14 protein-coding genes, 1 tRNA gene and 2 pseudogenes are annotated in these 17,940 nt (G+C 72.1%); 12 read left to right on the forward strand and 5 right to left on the reverse strand.

What is annotated here, in order from left to right; all coding sequences use genetic code 11:
• Positions 1 to 83: 83 nt before the first annotated feature.
• Complete coding sequence (locus GEV43_RS30425; protein ID WP_160823618.1) at positions 84 to 1,265, forward strand: 4-hydroxybenzoate 3-monooxygenase; 1,182 nt, start codon at positions 84 to 86, stop codon at positions 1,263 to 1,265.
• Between the two features lie 50 nt (positions 1,266 to 1,315).
• On the opposite strand, the gene GEV43_RS30430 is transcribed toward GEV43_RS30425, so the two are convergent.
• Positions 1,316 to 1,846, reverse strand: coding sequence for a GNAT family protein (locus tag GEV43_RS30430; protein ID WP_309239915.1), 531 nt, complete (start codon positions 1,844 to 1,846; stop codon positions 1,316 to 1,318).
• Positions 1,847 to 2,027: 181 nt separating this feature from the next.
• On the opposite strand from GEV43_RS30430, the gene lon reads away from it, so the two are divergent.
• Positions 2,028 to 4,424, forward strand: coding sequence for an endopeptidase La (lon, locus tag GEV43_RS30435; RefSeq protein ID WP_160823620.1), 2,397 nt, complete (start codon positions 2,028 to 2,030; stop codon positions 4,422 to 4,424).
• A 73-nt stretch (positions 4,425 to 4,497) separates the two neighbouring features.
• Here lon and GEV43_RS30440 read toward each other — a convergent pair whose 3' ends face one another.
• Positions 4,498 to 5,082, reverse strand: a complete 585-nt coding sequence (locus tag GEV43_RS30440; RefSeq protein ID WP_160823621.1) for a hypothetical protein — start codon at positions 5,080 to 5,082, stop codon at positions 4,498 to 4,500.
• Positions 5,083 to 5,284: 202 nt separating this feature from the next.
• Here GEV43_RS30440 and GEV43_RS30445 point away from each other — a divergent pair, with 202 nt between their 5' ends.
• From GEV43_RS30445 to GEV43_RS30450, 3 genes are read left to right on the forward strand one after another with little or no spacing between them, the layout of a single operon-like run.
• Entirely contained in the window at positions 5,285 to 6,001 is a 717-nt protein-coding gene (locus GEV43_RS30445) for a hypothetical protein (protein WP_206681333.1), read from the forward strand.
• The gene (locus GEV43_RS48380) at positions 5,992 to 6,312 is read left to right on the forward strand and encodes a helix-turn-helix transcriptional regulator (RefSeq protein ID WP_206681334.1); all 321 of its coding nucleotides are present in this window, start codon (positions 5,992 to 5,994) and stop codon (positions 6,310 to 6,312) included. Before GEV43_RS30445 ends, GEV43_RS48380 begins: the two co-directional genes overlap by 10 nt.
• Entirely contained in the window at positions 6,288 to 7,148 is an 861-nt protein-coding gene (locus GEV43_RS30450) for a TIGR03619 family F420-dependent LLM class oxidoreductase (RefSeq protein ID WP_160823622.1), read from the forward strand. Before GEV43_RS48380 ends, GEV43_RS30450 begins: the two co-directional genes overlap by 25 nt.
• Positions 7,149 to 7,521: 373 nt before the next feature.
• On the opposite strand, the gene GEV43_RS30455 is transcribed toward GEV43_RS30450, so the two are convergent.
• A tRNA-Leu gene (locus GEV43_RS30455) sits at positions 7,522 to 7,596 on the reverse strand.
• Between the two features lie 95 nt (positions 7,597 to 7,691).
• On the opposite strand from GEV43_RS30455, the gene GEV43_RS30460 reads away from it, so the two are divergent.
• From GEV43_RS30460 to GEV43_RS30485, 6 genes and pseudogenes are all read left to right on the forward strand, one after another.
• Positions 7,692 to 8,303, forward strand: coding sequence for an ANTAR domain-containing response regulator (locus GEV43_RS30460; RefSeq protein ID WP_164717217.1), 612 nt, complete (start codon positions 7,692 to 7,694; stop codon positions 8,301 to 8,303).
• A 281-nt stretch (positions 8,304 to 8,584) separates the two neighbouring features.
• Positions 8,585 to 9,760, forward strand: a complete 1,176-nt coding sequence (locus GEV43_RS30465) for a branched-chain amino acid ABC transporter substrate-binding protein (protein ID WP_241683101.1) — start codon at positions 8,585 to 8,587, stop codon at positions 9,758 to 9,760.
• A gap of 125 nt (positions 9,761 to 9,885) precedes the next feature.
• Entirely contained in the window at positions 9,886 to 10,851 is a 966-nt protein-coding gene (locus tag GEV43_RS30470) for a branched-chain amino acid ABC transporter permease (RefSeq protein ID WP_160823623.1), read from the forward strand.
• 64 nt (positions 10,852 to 10,915) lie between these two features.
• The gene (locus tag GEV43_RS30475; RefSeq protein WP_309239916.1) at positions 10,916 to 11,995 is read left to right on the forward strand and encodes a branched-chain amino acid ABC transporter permease; all 1,080 of its coding nucleotides are present in this window, start codon (positions 10,916 to 10,918) and stop codon (positions 11,993 to 11,995) included.
• Between the two features lie 92 nt (positions 11,996 to 12,087).
• The gene (locus GEV43_RS30480) at positions 12,088 to 12,828 is read left to right on the forward strand and encodes an ABC transporter ATP-binding protein (protein ID WP_160824876.1); all 741 of its coding nucleotides are present in this window, start codon (positions 12,088 to 12,090) and stop codon (positions 12,826 to 12,828) included.
• A pseudogene (locus GEV43_RS30485) lies at positions 12,818 to 13,519 on the forward strand (ABC transporter ATP-binding protein); the annotation flags it as partial. The gene GEV43_RS30480 and the pseudogene GEV43_RS30485, both read left to right, overlap by 11 nt.
• A 219-nt stretch (positions 13,520 to 13,738) precedes the next feature.
• Here GEV43_RS30485 and GEV43_RS30490 read toward each other — a convergent pair.
• Together GEV43_RS30490 and GEV43_RS30495 are read right to left on the reverse strand one after the other, a co-directional pair.
• A complete protein-coding gene (locus GEV43_RS30490; protein ID WP_160823625.1) occupies positions 13,739 to 14,425 on the reverse strand; it encodes a DUF4352 domain-containing protein in 687 nt (228 codons plus the stop codon).
• A gap of 222 nt (positions 14,426 to 14,647) precedes the next feature.
• The gene (locus tag GEV43_RS30495) at positions 14,648 to 15,082 is read right to left on the reverse strand and encodes a PaaI family thioesterase (RefSeq protein WP_160823626.1); all 435 of its coding nucleotides are present in this window, start codon (positions 15,080 to 15,082) and stop codon (positions 14,648 to 14,650) included.
• Between the two features lie 44 nt (positions 15,083 to 15,126).
• On the opposite strand from GEV43_RS30495, the pseudogene polA reads away from it, so the two are divergent.
• Positions 15,127 to 17,852 (forward strand): annotated as a pseudogene (gene polA, locus GEV43_RS30500) (DNA polymerase I).
• Positions 17,853 to 17,940 lie beyond the last annotated feature (88 nt).

Below are 17,940 nucleotides of genomic sequence, written 5' to 3' on the forward strand. Positions count from 1 at the left end.
GAACGTGCCCCATCATCGAGAGCGGCGCCCGGCCCCCGCCGCCCGGGCCGTCCGGAACGTCGCCGAGCCGAGAGGGACCGTCCATGCCGAGTACGCCCGAGAGCACCGAGGTCGCCGTCATCGGAGCCGGCCCCGCCGGGCTGTCCCTGGCCAACATGCTGCGGCGCGCGGGCGTCTCCTGCGTGGTGCTGGAGGCGCGGAGCCGTTCGCACGTGGAGCGGCGGCAGCGCGCGGGCATCCTCGAACACGCCGGGGCGCGGGTCTTCGAGGACTGGGGCCTCGCCGACGCCCTGCTGGCGGGCGCGCCCCCGGACGCCGTCGTCGAGTTCCGGGTGGACGGTGAACCGCGCTACCTCGACGTTCCCGCGCTGGCGGACGGCCGGACGGGCCGCATCGTGCCCCAGCAGGTCCTCGTCGGACGCCTCGTCGCGACGTTCCTGGACGGCGGCGGCGACCTGCGGTTCGACGTGGACGACGTGTCCCTGCACGGCCTGGACGGCGACCGTCCGACGGTCGCCTACCGCGACTCCGGCGGAACCGTACGGGAGCTCGCCTGCGACTACGTCGCGGGCTGCGACGGCCACCACGGCGTCAGCCGCGCCGCCGTACCGGAACGGGCCCTGACCACGTACAGCTACGACCACGGCATCGGCTGGTTCACCGTCCTCGCCGACGTCCCGCCCGCCCGCCACCCGCTCCTCGCGGTCTCGTCCCACGGCTTCGCCGCGCAGTTCCCGCGCGGCCCGCAGGCCAGCCGCTTCTACCTGGAATGCGCGCCCGACGACGCCCTCTCCGCCTGGGACGACGACCGGATCTGGGAGCAGTTGCGGCTGCGCCTCGGCGAGAGCGCCCTGCCGACCGGGGCCATCACCGAGAAGTCCGTCGTGGAGATGCGCAGCTTCGTCGTCGACCCGATGCGGTACGGCAGGCTGTTCCTCGTCGGGGACGCCGCGCACATCATCACGCCCATGGGCGGCAAGGGCATGAACCTCGCCATCGCCGACGCGAACGTGCTGGCCCGCGCACTGCGCGCGGCCCTGCGCGACGGCGACGACTCGGCGCTCGCCGCGTACTCGGAGACCTGCCTCGAACGCGTGTGGAACCACCAGGAGTTCTCCCGCTGGATGACGGAGATGCTGCACGAGTCGGGCGACGACACCCTGGCCGGCCCGTTCCGCCGCCGGCTAGCGAGAGCGCGCCTGGACCGCCTCTTCACCTCCACCCCCGCCGCCCGGGCCTTCGCCGACCTCATGACGGGCGGCTGACCCCGCGAACGCCCCGCCGTCCAGCGCTCGGCGCGCCGAGCCGCCGCGGCTCACGCCCTGGAGGGCGGGGCGACCAGCTCGCCGGCCAGCAGATCCATGAGCAGGCCGTCGTGCCAGGTGCCGTCCGCGCCGCGTTCGTACTGGCGCATGACGCCGACCGGACGGAAGCCGACCTTCTCGTAGCAGCGGATGGCGGCGGCGTTCGACGCGGCCGGGTCGATCGTGATCCGGTGGTGGCCGTGGTCGTCGAACAGGTGCCGCGCGAGCGCGCCGATGGCGTCGGGCCCGAGACCCCGCCCCCGCACGGACGGGTCGAGGAAGATGTCGATGCCGGCGTGCCGGTAGTCGGGCTCCTCTTCCGCATGCCACTGGATCAGGCCGACGGTCCGGCCGCCGTGCTCGATGACCAGCGCCTCGCTCCCGGGATCGGCGAGGTCGCGCGCCATCTCGGCGGCGAGGTCGCCGCCCCCGCGCCACCACCGGCGCACCTCGGGCTTCGCGCGGACCGCCGCCAGCACGGCCACGTCCGACTCCACCGGGGCCCGCAACGTCACCGACTCGCCATGAAGTACTTTGCGCACCCCCGACGATATCCGCGGCCGCCACCCCCTTCCCACCGGAGAACGCGGCGGCTCCCCGCCGGAGGACGCGGCGGTGATCGCTGAGAGCGAACGTTGCTGAGGAAACAAAATCCTGCTCCGTTTTCTTGAGTGTGTATGACTCAACTTGGAGTTGGGTCCCCAGACAGACTTGGAGCTGAGCATGAGCGAGACCCTGACGCTGCCGGTGCTGCCCCTGGACGAGGGGGCCGTTCTGCCGGGGATGGTCGTCCCCCTGGACCTCTCCGAGAGCAGCGAGGTGCGCGCGGCCATAGAGGCGGCCCGCGCCGTGACGCAGAGCCGCGGGCCCGGCATCCGCTCCGCTCAGAAGCCGCGGGTGCTCGTCGTCCCCAGGAACAACGGGCAGTACGCGGGCATCGGCACCCTCGGCGTCATCGAGCAGGAGGGGCGGCTGCCGGGCGGGGAGCCCGGCGCGGTGGTGCGCGGCGTGTCCCGCGTCCGGATCGGGACCGGGACGACCGGCCCCGGCGCGGCGCTGTGGGTCGAGGGCGCCGAGATCGAGACGCCCCCGGCGAACGGCCGCGCCCACGAGCTGGCCAAGGAGTACAAGAGCCTGCTCAGCGCGATCCTCCAGAAGCGCGGCGCCTGGCAGGTCGTGGACGTCATCCAGCAGATCGACGACCCGTCCGTCCTCGCCGACAACTCCGGCTACGCCTCGTACCTGAGCGACGAGCAGAAGATCGAGGTGCTGGAGACCGTCGACGTGGTCGAGCGCCTGGAGCTCGTGACCGGCTGGGCCCGCGACCACCTGGCCGAGCTGGACGTCGCGGAGACGATCCGCAAGGACGTCCAGGAGGGCATGGAGAAGACCCAGCGGGAGTTCCTGCTGCGCCAGCAGCAGGAGGCCATCCGCAAGGAGCTGGCCGAGCTGAACGGCGACCCGGCCGACGAGGAGGACGACTACCGCGCCCGGATCGAGGCCGCGAACCTCCCCGAGAAGGTCCGCGAGGCGGCCCTCAAGGAGGTCGACAAGCTGGAGCGCTCGTCGGACGCCTCCCCGGAGGGCGGCTGGATCCGCACCTGGCTGGACACCGTCCTCGACATCCCGTGGAACGACCGCACCGAGGACTCCTACGACATCAAGGGCGCCCGGGAGATCCTGGACGCCGACCACGCCGGGCTGGACGACGTCAAGGAGCGCATCGTCGAGTACCTGGCCGTGCGCAAGCGGCGCGAGGAGCGCGGGCTCGGCGTCGTCGGCGGGCGGCGGTCCGGCGCGGTGCTGGCGCTGACCGGCCCTCCCGGGGTCGGCAAGACCTCGCTGGGCGAGTCGGTCGCGCGGGCCATGGGCCGCGAGTTCGTCCGCGTCGCGCTCGGCGGCGTCCGGGACGAGGCGGAGATCCGCGGCCACCGGCGCACCTACGTCGGCGCGCTGCCGGGACGCATCGTCCGGGCGATCCGCGAGGCGGGCACGATGAACCCGGTCGTGCTGCTGGACGAGGTCGACAAGGTCGGCGCGGACTACCGCGGCGACCCGACCGCGGCGCTGCTGGAGGTCCTGGACCCCGAGCAGAACCACACGTTCCGCGACCACTACCTGGAGGTCGAGCTCGACCTGTCCGACGTGCTGTTCCTGGCGACGGCGAACGTGGTCGAGGCGATCCCCGGCCCGCTGCTGGACCGCATGGAGCTGGTGGAGCTGGACGGCTACACCGAGCACGAGAAGGTCACCATCGCCCGCGACCACCTGCTGCCGCGCCAGCTCGACAAGGCCGGGCTGGAGGCGTCCGAGGTGGCGTTCGAGGACGGCGCGCTGCGGCTGCTCGCGGCCGAGTACACCCGCGAGGCGGGCGTGCGGTCCCTGGACCGCTCGATCGCGCGGGTGCTGCGCAAGGTCGCGGCGAACGTCGCGCTGGGCAAGGCGGGCCTGCCGGTCACGGTCGGCCCGGACACCCTGAAGGACTACCTCGGACGGCCGCGGTTCACGCCGGAGGTCGAGCTGAGCAGGTCCGAGCGGCGCACCGGCGTCCCCGGCGTGGCGACGGGCCTCGCGGTCACCGGCGCGGGCGGCGACGTCCTCTACATCGAGGCGTCGCTGGCCGACAAGGAGACCGGCGACACCGGCGTGACGCTCACCGGCCAGCTCGGCGACGTCATGAAGGAGTCGGCGCGGATCGCGCTCAGCTACCTGCGCTCGCGCGGGGCCGAGCTCGAACTGCCCGTCGGCGACCTGAAGGACCGCGGCGTGCACGTCCACGTGCCCGCGGGCGCGATCCCGAAGGACGGCCCGAGCGCGGGCATCACCATGACCACGGCCCTCGCCTCGCTGCTGTCGGGGCGTCCGGTCCGTTCGGACGTGGCGATGACCGGCGAGGTCTCGCTGACCGGGCGGGTGCTGCCGATCGGCGGGCTGAAGCAGAAGCTGCTGGCCGCCAGCCGCCTCGGCATCACGACCGCGATCGTTCCCAAGCGGAACGAGCCGGACCTTGAGGACGTCCCCGAGGAGGTCCTGAAGGACATGACGGTCTTCGCGGTCAGCGACGTCCGCGAGGTGCTCGACCTGGCCCTGGAGCCGGCCAGCACCCCGGTCGCCGTCTGATCCCGCCCAGCGGAATGCGGAACGCCCGCACCCGGCCCCCGCGGCCCGGTGCGGGCGTTCCGCCGTCCGGAGGTCAGCGGCAGTGGGACGCGCCCGGCCTCGTCTCCAGGTGCCGCTTGCCGTGGAAGTAGATGTCGCCGGCGGCGTGGATGCAGTGGCCCCGCGCCGCCTTCCACACCGGCCCGGCGTAGTAGCGGACCTTGCGGTCCTCCGCGGCGGGCCTGCCGAGGACGTTGCAGGTCGGCGCCGGATGCCTCTGCCTGCACACGGCGAGGAACACGCTCGTACGGAGTTTGACGCCGCGCGTGGCGCCGAGGTGGTTCATCCGGGCGCAGTTGCGTCCGGCCTTGTGGAAGACGACCAGCTCGGCGACGGCCTTGCCCCTGTAGGTGGCGACCTTCCGGTCGATGAGCCGCCCCGAGCAGTTGGCCGCCGCTCCCGCGCCTGCCGGCGCCGCGGCGAACGCCTCCGCCTGCGCGGCCGCGCCGCCCTGCGCCGTGCCCGTCCGCGTGTCCGCGGCGGCCTGCGCGGCGGTGTCCGCCTGCGTCGCCGCGAGCGCGCTCGCCTGCGCGGGCTGGACGGCCAGGGTGAGCGTCGCCGCGCCGGCCGCCAGGCCGAGCGCCGCTGCCGTGCCGACCTTGAGACTCCTGGTGTTCATGGTTCCTCCCCGAACGGACGGTGCTGTCGATGCCAGATCCTCGAAGACCCGGCCCCTCGCCCGCGCCGTCCTTCGGCCCAGCCCTAAACAGCCAGGCCAGCCGCCATGGCCATGCGTGTTCGCCCGTTCACAGCGCGTTCAGCGGGCGTTTACGGGATGCTCGGGGCCGACGGTGGCCTGGGAAGTCTTCGCGGGGGCGGACATGTTGCGGGTGCACTTCACCGGTGAGGACCTCGTGCGCACGCGCGTCGCCGAGACCCCCGACCCGCTGTGGGAGTCGGTGCTGAGCCTCCAGATGCTCCGCGCCCGGTACGGGTCGTCCGTCTTCGGCGAGTGGCGCGTACGGGCGCGGGAGGACCTGCGGCGCGCGGGACTGTCCGGGGTCGTGCGGGAGCTGCTGTTCCCGCTCACCCCGGACGCGTCGTACTGGCCCGACTTCCTCACCCCCTCCGAAGGGCTGCTCGGCCTGGAGGCCGGGATCGACGGCGTCCTCGCGACGCCGAGGCGGCGGCTGCGCGGCGAACTCGAACGGACGCCGTTCCCCGGCGGCGTCCCCCTGCCGCTCCGCGCCCTCGCGGACGGCGACCGCGCCGCCCTGGACGAACTGGGCCGCGCCCTGCGCGCCTACCACCGCACCGTCCTCGCGCCGTACTGGCCGGGGATTCGCGAACGCGCCGAGGTCGACCACGCGGTCCGCAGCGTCGAGCGCCGGACGGGCGGCATCGGCCGGGTGCTCGGCGGCTTCTGGCCGATGATGCGGTGGCGCGCGCCCGTCCTGGAGATGCGCCATCCGCTCGACCGCGACCTGTTCCTGAACGGCAGGGGACTGGTGCTGGTGCCGTCGCGGTTCTGCTGGCGGGGCCCGGTGCCGATCGCCGACCCCGCGCTGCCCCGACGATCGTCTACCCGATGCGGCTGATGTCGGCCGCCGCCGACACGTCCCGTACGGCCGGGACGTCGCTGACCCGGCTGCTCGGCGCCACCCGCGCGCGGATCCTGCGCTCGGCCGCCGACGGCCGGACGACCGGCGAGCTGGCCCGCGCCGCCCGCGTGTCCGCCGCGACGGCGAGCAGCCACACGGCGGTGCTCCGCGAGGCGGGGCTCATCACCAGCCGCCGCGACGCCAACAGCGTCGTGCACGCGCTGACCGCGCTCGGCGCCGCCCTCCTCCACGAGGAGCGCCGCACTGCGGTTGACTCGTCGGCATGGAAATCGGCGTCAACATCCTGAACTTCGGCCCCCACGCCACCCCGTCCGGCCTGGAGAGCTGGACCGCGTTCGCGGAGACCTCGGGCCTCGGCTTCGCCATGATCTCCGACCACGTCGCCGTCACCCCCGACGTGGCGGCCCAGTACCCCGCGCCGTTCTACGACCCGTTCACCACCCTGGCCTGGCTCGCCGGGCGGACGAGCCGGATCATGCTCGGCACGACCGTGGCCGTCCTCCCGTACCGCCACCCCCTGCACACGGCGCGCGTCACCGCCAACCTCGCCGAGCTGAGCGGCGGACGGCTGATCCTCGGCGTGGGCACCGGCTGGTCGCCGCTGGAGTACGCGGCCCTGGACGTCCCGTTCGACGGCCGCGGCCGCGCCACCGACGACCACCTGCGCACGATCATCGACGCCTGGACCCACGACGAGATCATCCACAACGGCCAGACGGTCTCGACGGCCCCGCGCCCGACGCCGCCCCCGCCGGTCTGGGTCGGCGGCGACAGCGCGCCCGCCGTCCGCCGCGCCGCCCGCTTCGGGGACGCCTGGCACCCCCTCTTCGCCTCGCCCGCCTGGCTCCGCGAGAGCGGCCTCCCCGCGCTCCGCGAGGCCGCCGCCGCAGCCGGACGCCCCGTTCCCGCTCTGGCGCCCCGCATCCGGATCCACCGCACGGAGACGTCCCTCGCCTCCCGCGACCCCGGCCAGGGCGACACGGCCCAGATCCGCGACGACATCGAGGGCTACCGCTCCCTGGGCGCCACCCACCTGCTCCTGGACACCTACCTCGGCGATCCGGCAACGATCCGTACGCCCGAGGAGGACCAGGCCGTCCTCGCCGAGCTACTGGACCTGTAGGACCGGCCCGCGAGCCAACGTGCGGGCGGACGGTCCGCCTGCCCGATCCCGGCGGCTGCGCCGATCGCGGCGGCTGCGCGCGCGGGGAGTGGAGGGGGTGCTCGTATCGTGTGCGCGCCGTCGCGCGGTGGCGTCCGCATCACCGCGCGGTCTCGATCGGGGATCACTCTGGGCACCAGAGGCAACCGTCGCGGCCCGGTGCCGGCCGCTTCCGGCGGTGATCGGTCGCGCCGTCCGGGGGCCTCGTCGCGCCGGGCGGGGCGCGGCGGGCCGAGCCGGGCGTGGGGGTCGCGCTTCGTGGTCAACGGCATGCGGACAGTGTCCGGTGCGGGTACGACAAAACCGCCGCCCTTGGGGCGGCGGCCGGGGGAGGGTGCCCGAGTGGGACTCGAACCCACACTTAACGGTGTTTGAGACCGCTTCCTCTGCCGATTGGGATATCGGGGCAATTATCCAGATAATCCGGACATTTATGTTGCGCTTCGGCGCGAGGGCGGCTCGGCCGACCTGGCTGAGACCAGGGTAGCGGGTCCCGGTAGTCTCGTGCGCGTGACGGAGAGCGCTCGGCGAGTTGTGATCGCAGAAGATGAGGCCCTGATCCGGCTGGACCTCAAGGAGATGCTTGAGGAGGACGGATACGCCGTGGTCGGTGAGGCCGGCGACGGTGAGACGGCCGTGCGGCTGGCGACCGAGCACCGGCCCGACCTGGTGATCCTCGACGTCAAGATGCCGGTGCTCGACGGGATCTCCGCGGCCGAGCGGATCTCCGCGGAACGGATCGCGCCGGTGGTCATCCTCACCGCGTTCTCCCAGCGCGAGCTGGTGCAGCGGGCCACCGACGCCGGGGCGATGGCCTACCTCGTCAAGCCGTTCACCAAGACCGACCTGGCTCCGGCGATCGAGATGGCGGTCAGCCGCTACACCGAGATGCGGGCGCTGGAGGCCGAGGTCGCGGGCCTCCAGGAGCGGCTGGAGACCCGCAAGGTCGTGGACCGGGCCAAGGGCCTGCTCCAGGAGGCCAACGGCTGGAGCGAGCCCGAGGCGTTCCGCTGGATCCAGAAGACCTCGATGGACCGGCGCCTCACGATGCGCGCGGTGGCCGAGGCCGTGGTGGCGGGCGCCACGGGCGACGGGCCGGAGCCCGCGGCGGGCTGACCCGCCACCTCACCTCCGGTGATGTCAAGGGCCAATGCGGTGGCCGCGGCCCTCCCGTTCCGGTGACTCTCCGCGATCGTTCCAGGCGAGAGCCGGAGGGGGATGGGCACGGAGGAGTAACGAACGAGTAACCCTTCTATCCGGGGGTGCTGTTCTGGGCTAGGTAGTCGGTGTACGACATAGCTGGTCCCCGAGTGACCGATTTCTCCTTCCGGGATTCGGCGTCGGGGAATAACTCGTACCCGATCCCCTCCCGGATCCGGATGGAAAGGTTGGGCACCTTGCGGCGCAACAAGATGAGGGTCACCGGTGCTGTGGCGGTGAGCGCGGTGCTCGCGCTCGGCCTGGTGGCGTGCGGCGGCGACGATGACGACTCGGGCGGTGGCGACGAGGTCACCATCGGGTTCATGGGTGACCTGACCGGCGATAACTCGGGTCTGGTCATCCCGCCCTACCAGGGCGCCCAGCTGGCGGTCGAGCAGTACAACGCGACCAGCCCCAAGGTGAAGATCAAGCTCAAGAAGTACGACAGCCAGGGCAAGCCGGAGCAGGCGACGACCCTGGTCCAGGGCGCGATCAAGCAGGACAAGATCGTCGGGCTCATCGGCCCGGCGTTCTCGGGCGAGTCGCAGGCGACCAACCCGATCCTGGACGAGGCGCAGGTGCCGAGCGTGAGCCCGTCGGCGACGCAGATCACGCTCGCCGAGAAGGGCTGGAAGTACTGGCACCGCGTGGTCGCCGACGACGCCGTGCAGAGCGCCGGCGCGGGCGACTTCATCACGCGGGCGCTGAAGGCCAAGAAGGTCTTCACCGTCTCCGACAACCAGGACTACGGCAAGGGCCTCGCCGACAACATCGGCAACGCGGTGAAGGCCAAGGGCGCCCAGGTCCAGAACGACGCGGTGGACGACAAGGCGCAGGACTACTCCTCCACCGTCAACAAGATCGTCGGCTACAAGCCCGACGTGGTCTACTACGGCGGCTACTACGCCGTGGCCGGACGGCTGTTCAAGCAGCTCAAGGAGGCCGGCTACAAGGGCAAGATGATGTCGGGCGACGGCTCCCTGGCGACCGGCCTGATCGAGGGCGCCGGCCAGGCGAACGCGCAGGGCGCGCTGCTGAGCTGCGGCTGCATCATCGACGCCGAGGGCAAGACCAACCCGAAGGCCAAGAAGTTCGCCGACGACTACAAGGCGAAGTTCGGCTCGGAGGTCGCCATCTACTCCAGCGAGGGCTACGACGCGGCGACGGCGTTCATCGAGGCGCTGAAGGCCGGCAAGAAGACCACCGGGGACATCAACGAGTTCATGAAGACGGAGAGCTTCCAGGGCGTCGGCAAGCCGATCAAGTTCGACGCCAAGGGCGAGCTCGCCGCGCAGGACATCTTCGTCTACGAGGTGAAGGGCAACAAGCTGCCGCTGCTCGGCAACAGCAAGGACGCGCAGCCCACCATGTAAGGACGCGGTTGCCGGGCGGCGCACCCCGCCGCCCGGCCGGCCGTCCCCGGGCTCCGGGGGCCCTGACGGCGCGGGAGCGGGAGCGCCACGAGCGCTCCCGCTCCTTTTCACAAAGGCGACCAAAGGTGCTCGACGACTTCATCAATCAATTCTGGCCGTCCACCATCGACGGCCTCTCGCTCGGCGCGATCTACGCGCTGGTGGCGCTGGGCTACACGATGGTCTACGGCGTGCTGCGCCTGATCAACTTCGCGCACGCCGACATCTTCATGGTCGGCACGTTCGCGGCGCTGTGGACCGTTCAGACCATGGGCGTGAGCAGCGCCGGCGGCATCGGCCTGATCGGCGTGGCCGTGGTCATGGCGCTGGTGGCGGGCGCGGTGTCCGGCGGCAGCGCGCTGCTCCTCGAAGTGGCGGCGTACCGGCCGCTGCGCAAGAAGGGGGCGTCCCGGCTGGCGGCGCTGATCTCCGCGATCGGCGCCTCGATCTTCATCCAGCAGCTCTTCGCGACCACGGTGATCCCGTGGGTGTTCGACACCTCGAAGGAGGGCGGCAAGCTCCCGCTGAACGAGCACTTCGTCAGCCGCAACGACGTGGTGGACCTCGGCCCGATCCACATCAGCAACGACAAGCTCATCGTGTTCGTCGGCGCGGTGCTGATGATGATCGCGCTGGACCAGTTCGTGAACCGCACCAAGCTCGGCCGCGGCATCCGCTCGACCGCGCAGGACCCCGAGACCGCGGTGCTGATGGGCGTCAACATCGACCGGGTCGTGTCGGTGACGTTCCTGGTCGGCGGCGCGATGGCGGGCGTGGCCGCGGCGCTGTACTTCCTGCGGTTCGAGCAGGCGTGGTTCTTCACCGGCTTCCTGCTCGGCATCAAGGCGTTCACGGCGGCGGTGCTCGGCGGCATCGGCAACATCCGCGGGGCGCTGGTCGGCGGGTTCGCGCTCGGCCTGTTCGAGATGTACGGGTCGAGCCTGTTCGGCTCGGAGTGGCGGGACGTCGTCGCGTTCTCCGTGCTGATCCTGGTCCTGATGTTCCGTCCCACCGGCATCCTCGGTGAGTCCCTACAGCAGGCGCGCGCATGAACCTCTCGAAGAACGGCAACGGCAAGCGGGGCACCGGGCTGTCCCTCGATCCGCTGCGCGACTGGTGGACGGTCGCGCCCGGCTGGGCGCGCTGGGGGTGTACGTCCTCCTAGTGCTGGTGGCGCTGTGGCTGCCGAACGAGGCGATCGGCTCGTTCATGGCCCCGAGCGGCACGGACTGGCCGACGATGCTCTCCGACCAGATCGCCATCTACGTGCTGCTGGCGCTCGGCCTGAACGTGGTGGTCGGCATGGCCGGCCTGCTGGACCTCGGCTACGTCGCGTTCTACGCGGTGGGCGGCTACACGATCGCCTCGTTCGCCACCAAGTACGGGTGGAGCTTCTGGGAGACGCTGCTGCTCGCCATCCTGTTCTCGGCGCTCGCGGGCGTGATCCTGGGCGCGCCGACGCTGCGGCTGCGCGGCGACTACCTGGCGATCGTGACCCTCGGGTTCGGTGAGATCGTCAAGAAGACCGCGAACAACAGCTCGTACGTGAACGGCCCGCGCGGCATCCAGGGCATCCCGCACCCGCCGACCCTGTCGGAGTTCGAGGTCTTCGGGGTGCAGCCGCTGAAATACGCGCTGCTGGACTCGCGGCCGTACTACTACCTGCTGGTGTTCCTCATCGTCCTCACGATCATCTTCGTGAAGCGGCTGGAGCACAGCCGGGTCGGCCGCGCGTGGGCGTCGATCCGCGAGGACGAGGACGCGGCCGAGCTGATGGGCGTGCCGACGTTCAAGTTCAAGCTGGCGGCGTTCGCGATCGGCGCGGCGATCGGCGGCAGCGGCGGCGTGGTGTTCGCCGCGAAGCAGACGTCGATCAACCCGGAGAACTTCGTGTTCCTGGTGTCGGCGCTGATCCTGGCGGGCGTGGTGCTGGGCGGCTCGGGGAACATGCCGGGCGTCATGCTCGGCGCGTTCGTGGTGGCGTGGCTGCCCGAGCGGTTCCGCGGCCTCCAGGACTACCGGATGCTGATCTTCGGCGCGGCGCTGGTGCTGATGATGATCTTCCGTCCCGAGGGGCTGTGGCCGTCGCGGCAGCGCAAGGCCGAGCTCGCCGAGGGAACGGGCGGCATGGGCAGCATGGGCGCCGAGGTGGCCGGCCCCGGCGCGGCCGGCGCGACCGCGGAGGTGGGCAAGTGAGCGACGCGACGAACGCGGCGAACGCGACGAAGGCGGCGGGCACGGCGGGCACGGAGAACGCCGCGCCGGTGCTGGAGCTGCGCGACGTGACCATGCGCTTCGGCGGCGTGGTGGCGCTCAACGAGGTCGACATCACGATCGCGCAGGGCGAGATCTTCGCCCTGATCGGGCCGAACGGCGCGGGCAAGACCACGGTGTTCAACGTCACGACCGGCGTCTACCGGCCGTCCGAGGGCCAGGTGGTCTTCGGCGGCAAGCGGATCGACGGCAAGAAGCGGTACGTCGTCACCAAGCTCGGCGTCGCCCGCACGTTCCAGAACGTGCGGCTGTTCCACAACATGACGGCGCTGGAGAACGTCCTGGTGGGCACCGACGCGCACCACCGGACGGGGCTCGCCGGGGCGTCCCTCGGGCTGCCCTGGCACCGGCGGGAGGAGCGGCAGGGCCGCGAGCGCGCCCGCGAGCTGCTCGACCTGGTCGGCGTCGGGCGGCGCGCGGACGAGGCCGCGAAGAACCTGCCGTACGGCGACCAGCGGCGGCTGGAGATCGCCCGCGCCCTCGCGACGGAGCCGCGGCTGCTGCTGCTGGACGAGCCGGCGGCGGGCATGAACCCGGCGGAGAAGGTCGCGCTCCAGGAGCTGATCCGCGAGATCCGCGACACCGGCGTGACCGTCCTGCTGATCGAGCACGACATGAGCCTGGTGATGGGGATCAGCGACCGGATCGCGGTGCTGGACTTCGGGCAGAAGATCGCCGAAGGGCTCCCGGCCGAGGTGCAGAACAACCCGCGCGTGATCGAGGCGTACCTGGGGGCTCCGGCCGATGCTTCTTGAGATCAGGGACATCCACGTCCACTACGGAAAGATCGCGGCGCTCAAGGGCATCACCGCGTCGGTCGACGAGGGCGAGATCGTCACCCTCATCGGCGCGAACGGCGCGGGGAAGACCACGACGCTGAAGACGGTGTCGGGGCTGCGGCCGCTGTCGGGCGGCGGGATCGTGTTCGACGGCAAGGACATCAGCAAGATGCCGGGGCACAAGCGCGTCCTCGCGGGCATCGGGCAGGCGCCGGAGGGCCGGGGCATCTTCCCCGGCATGACGGTGGAGGAGAACCTCCTGATGGGCGCGTACGCCCGCAAGGGCGACTCCTCGCCCGAGCTGAAGGAGGCGTACGAGCTGTTCCCGCGGCTCGCCGAGCGCAAGAACCAGGCGGGCGGCACCATGTCGGGCGGCGAGCAGCAGATGCTCGCGATCGGCCGCGCGCTGATGGCCAAGCCGAAGGTGCTGCTGCTGGACGAGCCGTCCATGGGGCTCGCGCCGATGCTGGTGCAGCAGATCTTCACGATCATCCAGGAGATCAACCGGCGCGGCACGACCGTCCTGCTCGTCGAGCAGAACGCCCAGCAGGCCCTCCAGATCGCGCACCGCGCGTACGTGCTGGAGACCGGCCGGGTCGTCAAGACCGCCCCGGCCGCCGACCTGCTGGACGACCCGGAGGTCCGCGCCGCGTACCTCGGCGGCGACCTCGGGGCGGCGAAGGGAACCGCCGCCCCGCCCGCCGCGCCGGCTCCGGCTCCGGAGCCCTCCGCGACGTCCGCCGACGCGGGCGGGCCTGCCGACGCCGACTCGGCCGACCCCGCGGGCACGCGCGCCGACGACGGCGAGGGCGGCACGGCGCCCTGATCCGTGGGAACGCGGCGTGCCGTCCTGTCCGAGGGCGGCACGCCGCGTTCGCGCGCCGGGTCAGGGCAGGCTGATCCGGACGGGCGCCGGGTCGGTGACGGCGCCGACGGGCGGGGAGCCGAAGAGCTGCACGCCCTTGACCTTCACGCCCTTCGGGACGTCGAACCACAGGTCGAACTCCGCGCGCATCGCGGCGCCCACCGACAGCCGCTCGGGCTGCCGCTTGACCATCGTGGCGTTCACGTCGGGGGAGAGGCTCTTGCCGTCCGACGTCAGCAGCCGCTGCTTCCAGGTGTCGAAGACCTGGATGTCGCGGCCCTCGTTGGCGGCGAGGAGCCGGATCCTGGTGAACGTCCCGTGGGCGCCCATCGCCGCGTGCGTGCCCATCACCTCGGTCATGCCCTCGCGGAACCCGATCACGGTGAACCGCATGTCGGCGCTGCGGCCCGCCTTGCCCTTCACCGCCTTCTCGCTCTCGCGGAGCTTCTCGGACGGGAGCCGGTAGCCGGAGTCCCCGCCGTCGTCGCCGGAGCAGCCGGGAAGCGCGACCAGGACGAGGAGCGCCGCGGCGGCGGTTCCGAGGAGCCGGGCCGGGCGGCGCCGCCGGAGGCCGGGAGAGGGCCGCCGGGAGCCGGAGGGGGCCGCCCGGCGGCGGGGGGACGGTGCAGAGAACGCGGCAGAGGTCGCTGCATGGCCCGAACGTACGGCGGAGCGCGGCGGCCGGGAACGGGCCGATCCGTTTCGCAATCCAACCGAAACCGGCCAAACGCCGTCGCCGGTGTCGCCCTCTGGGAGCCGGACCTCGACGGCCCGCCGGGGACGCGCGCCGGGCCTGGACGTGTGTTGGCCCGGGATCACCTTTGGGGCCGTACGAACCTTCCCCGGGCGCGTACGTTATCTACTCGGTGATCCCGGGCCGGTGAGATCAACGGTACAGACCCGGCCCGGCCCATCGCAAAGAAAGTCCGGTCAGGACGGCGGCCTGTCGCGGAGCATGCAGGTCAGCCGGGCGGTGCAGACCCGCCGGTCGTCCTCGTCGCTGATCACGATGTCGAACGTGGCGAGGGTGCGGCCCCCGTGCGCGCGCGTCGCGACGCCCGTGACGAACCCGTCCGTCGCCGACCGGTGGTGCGTGGCGTTGAGCTCGATCCCGACCGCGATCCGGTCCGGCCCCGCGTGCAGGGCCGAGCCGACCGAGCCGATGGTCTCGGCGAGGACGCAGGACGCGCCGCCGTGGAGCAGCCCGTACGGCTGGGTGTTGCCCTTGACGGGCATCCGCGCGACCACCCGCTCCGAGGAGGCCTCGACCAGCTCGATCCCCATGGCCTTGGCGAGATCGCCGTGGGCGTCGCCGTCCACGAGACCCGCGAAGCTCCCGGCGGGCTCCCGCTGCTCCTGTGTCATTGAGCCTCCCTCAAACTGTCGTACGCGCAGACTAGAGTCCTGGTGTGGCGACGAAAGCAGCGACCCCTGACAAGAAAGACCGGCTTCTCCTGCTCGACGGGCACTCCCTGGCCTATCGGGCGTTCTTCGCGCTGCCGGTGGAGAACTTCTCGACGACCGACGGGCAGCCGACCAACGCGGTGTACGGCTTCACCTCGATGCTCATCAACGTGCTGCGCGACGAGGAGCCGACCCACATCGCCGTGGCGTTCGACCGGTCCGAGCCGACGTTCCGGCACGAGCAGTACGTGGAGTACAAGGCCGGCCGGCAGAAGACCCCGGACGAGTTCCGCAGCCAGGTCAGCCTGATCTTCGAGGTGCTCGACGCGCTGCGGATCCCGCGGATGTCGGTCGCCGGGTTCGAGGCCGACGACATCATCGCCACGCTGTCGGTCCAGGCCACCGAGGCCGGCATGGACACGCTGATCGTCACCGGCGACCGCGACGCGTTCCAGCTCGTCGACGACCGGGTCACGATCCTCTACCCGATCCGCGGCGTGTCCGAGCTCGCCCGCATGGACCCGGCCGCCGTCGAGGCCAAGTACGGCGTGCCGCCCGAGCGCTACCGCGAGCTGGCCGCGCTGGTGGGGAGAGCAGCGACAACCTGCCCGGCGTCCCCGGGGTCGGGCCGAAGACCGCCGCCAAGTGGCTCACCAAGTACGGCGGCCTCGACCGGCTGGTCGAGCACGTCGACGAGATCAAGGGCAAGGCGGGCGACAACCTGCGCGAGCACCTCGGCGACGTCCTGCGCAACCAGCAGCTCAACAAGCTCGACTGCGAGGTCGGCCTGGAGCTCACCCCGCCGCAGCTCAGCATGGGGCAGTGGGACCGCGACGAGATCCACACCCTCTTCGACTCGCTCCAGTTCCGGGTGCTGCGCGAGCGCCTCTACGCGACGCTGAGCGCCGTCGAACCCGAGGCCGACGAGGGCTTCGACGTCGAGGTCGACGCGCTGGAGCCCGGCGCGCTCGGCGCCTGGCTGGAGTCCAACGCCACCGGCGCCGACCGCATCGGCGTCGCCGTCACCGGCACCTGGGGCCGCGGCACCGGCGAGCTCACCGCCCTCGCGCTCGCCTCCCCGAAGGGCCCCGCCGTCAGCCTCGACCCGGCCGAGCTGATCGAGGACGACGAGCGGGCCCTCGCCGCCTGGCTCGCCGACCCGGCCAGGCCGAAGGCGATGCACGAGGCCAAGGGCCCGATGCTGGCGTTCGCCGCGCGCGGCCTGACCCTCGCGGGCATCACCAGCGACACCGCCCTCGCCGCCTACCTCGCGCTGCCCGGCCAGCGCACGTTCGACCTCGCCGACCTCGTGCTGCGCTACCTGCATCGCGAGCTGCGCAACGAGTCCGACGACTCCGGCCAGCTCACCCTCGACGGCTCCGGCGAGGAGGAGGCCGCCCAGGACCTCGCCGTGCGGGCCCGCGCGGTCGCCGAGCTGGCGGACGTCCTCGACAAGGACCTCGACAAGCGCGGCGCGACCCGGCTGCTGCACGAGGTCGAGCTGCCCCTCGTCGGCGTCCTCGCCGGCATGGAGCGCGCGGGCATCGCCGTCGACGCCGACCACCTGGCCGGCCTGTCGGCCTCGCTCGGCGGGCAGGTCAAGGAGGAGGAGCAGGCCGCGCACACCGCCGTCGGGCGCGAGTTCAACCTCGGCTCGCCCAAGCAGGTGCAGCAGGTGCTGTTCGACGAGCTCGGCCTGCCCAAGACCAAGCGCACCAAGACCGGCTACACCACCGACTCCGAGGCGCTGACGGGCCTGCTGGAGAAGGACGGCCACCCCGTCCTGGAGCACATCCTGCGCTGGCGCGAGGTCGCCAAGCTCAAGAGCATCGTCGACTCGCTGATCCCGATGCTCGACGACGCCGGGCGCATCCACACCACGTTCAACCAGATGATCGCGGCGACCGGGCGGCTGTCGTCCACCGACCCCAACCTCCAGAACATCCCGATCCGCACCGCCGAGGGCCGCCAGATCCGCGAGGCGTTCGTCGTCGGCGCCGCGCCCGCCGGGCCGTCCTCGCCCGAGGTCGTGTACGAGTCGCTGCTCACGGCCGACTACTCGCAGATCGAGCTGCGGATCATGGCGCACCTCTCCGAGGACGAGGCGCTTCTGGAGGCGTTCAACTCCGGCGCCGACTTCCACACGATCACCGCGAGCCGCGTGTTCGGGCTGCCGCCCGAGCAGATCGACTCCGAGCTGCGCGCCCGCATCAAGGCCATGAACTACGGCCTCGCCTACGGCCTGTCGGCCTACGGGCTCTCCCAGCAGCTGCGCATCTCGCCCGAGGAGGCGCGCGGGCTGATGGAGGAGTACTTCCAGCAGTTCGGCGGCGTGCGCGACTACCTGCGCGACGTCGTCGCGCGGGCCCGGCAGGACGGCTACACCGAGACGATCCTCGGCCGCCGCCGCTACCTGCCCGACCTCAACTCCGACAACCGGCAGCGCCGCGAGATGGCCGAGCGGATGGCCCTCAACGCGCCGATCCAGGGCTCGGCCGCCGACATCATCAAGGTCGCCAGCCTCAACGTCGACCGCGCGCTGCGCGAGGCGGGCCTGACGTCCCGGATGCTCCTCCAGGTCCACGACGAGCTCGTCTTCGAGGTCGCCCCCGGCGAGCTCGACCGGCTCCAGTCCCTGGTCCGCGAGCAGATGGCGGGCGCCTACGAGCTCCGCGCCCCCCTGGGCGTCTCCATGGGCACCGGCCGCACCTGGCAGGACGCCGCCCACTGACCCCCGCGGGACCCGCCCCGCGGGTCCCACACCCCCGCCCCGCCCCGCCCCGCCCCGCGCCCACCGCCGCCGCGCCGAACTGGGCTCA

The organism is Actinomadura sp. J1-007 (assembly GCF_009793335.1).
In the GTDB taxonomy this organism is placed as follows: Bacteria; Actinomycetota; Actinomycetes; order Streptosporangiales; family Streptosporangiaceae; genus Spirillospora; species Spirillospora yumaensis.